Consider the following 1,078-nt stretch of genomic DNA (forward strand, 5'->3'; position numbering starts at 1 on the left):
GGGGTGCTGCGTACAGGGGACGCCACGCTCCAGCTTCGGCGGTTTTTGGCAAGTGTTTGCGGAAATGGGCCGTATCCAGCCACTGCCACGCTACTGGCTCCGCACTCACCTCTGGCTGCTCCAGTGCTGCGCGGAGGGCGCTCTCTGCTGCGCTGCGCAGTTCTTCGGCGTAGTCGTTCATGGCAACGTCACGCCAGCAAAACTCGACGAAGGCTAGCGCCTGCTGCATCACTGCGCGGGTGTCGGTCATGGTGCTTCCTTTGCGAGCGCTGGCTCTGCTGGTGGCGTGGGGGATGCGAAGGCTACCCCTGCACCTCCTAAGATGGCGCTGCGTATCTCGGTGGCGAGGGCCTGCTGAGTGGGGGCCAGCCATCCAGGGGGTCGCAAGCACAACGCCGCACACCGGTCCCGCTCTGCCGCTACCCCTGCGGCATAGCCCCGCTGGCCCCATGCGTGCATCTGGTCGGCGGTGTAGCCATTCACGAAGCTCTGCGCGCACTCAACAAGCAAGGTGGGCTCAGGCAGCGGCCCCAGGTCGGGGGTCATACCGTAGCTCCCGGCATAGTTTTAAGAATGGACATAGGAATCTCCTTTGGTTGCTTATTAAACATGGTGGTTACTTTTTCACTAATCGCCCCCAACTCTCGGGCCAGCTTCAGGGCACCACGATGGCCCGCTTCGTCGTCATCTAGCCAAATAATGAGTTCGCCAACAAATACGGGCAGGGTTTGCAGGGAGGTGCCCATAGCGCACATTACATTCATCCCTGCTTGGTTTAATTTACAGGCTGACAGTAAATCCTCCACAATGTAGAGGGTATTCGCCACCCCCCGCTCGCCCATATAGCTAAAGCTATACCCCTTATTAATATAGGTTAGATATTTAGCACTCCCTTTAAACATGCGGCGCTGCATACCCACTTGATTGCCAATCCTATCATACACCGGAATCATAAGGCCACTACCATCCTCTCGGAATAGGTCGGGCACTAGCATTTCATACTGGGCTAGCCATAGGCGTGCTGCCGTACTGAACTTGGTAATGTCTGTCTCACCATTCTCCCAAAAGTAGGGCCACG

The 1,078-nt window shown here is 57.4% G+C and carries 2 protein-coding genes; both read right to left on the reverse strand.

Annotated elements, in window-relative coordinates; genetic code table 11:
• Nucleotides 1-250 (reverse strand): hypothetical protein (locus V6D20_01280; protein ID HEY9814430.1); only part of this gene is annotated, 250 nt, incomplete at its 3' end.
• A 292-nt stretch (nt 251-542) separates the two neighbouring features.
• Nucleotides 543-1,078 (reverse strand): hypothetical protein (locus V6D20_01285; protein HEY9814431.1); only part of this gene is annotated, 536 nt, incomplete at its 5' end.

It is taken from the genome of Candidatus Obscuribacterales bacterium (genome assembly GCA_036703605.1).
Taxonomy (GTDB): Bacteria; Cyanobacteriota; Cyanobacteriia; order RECH01; family RECH01; genus RECH01.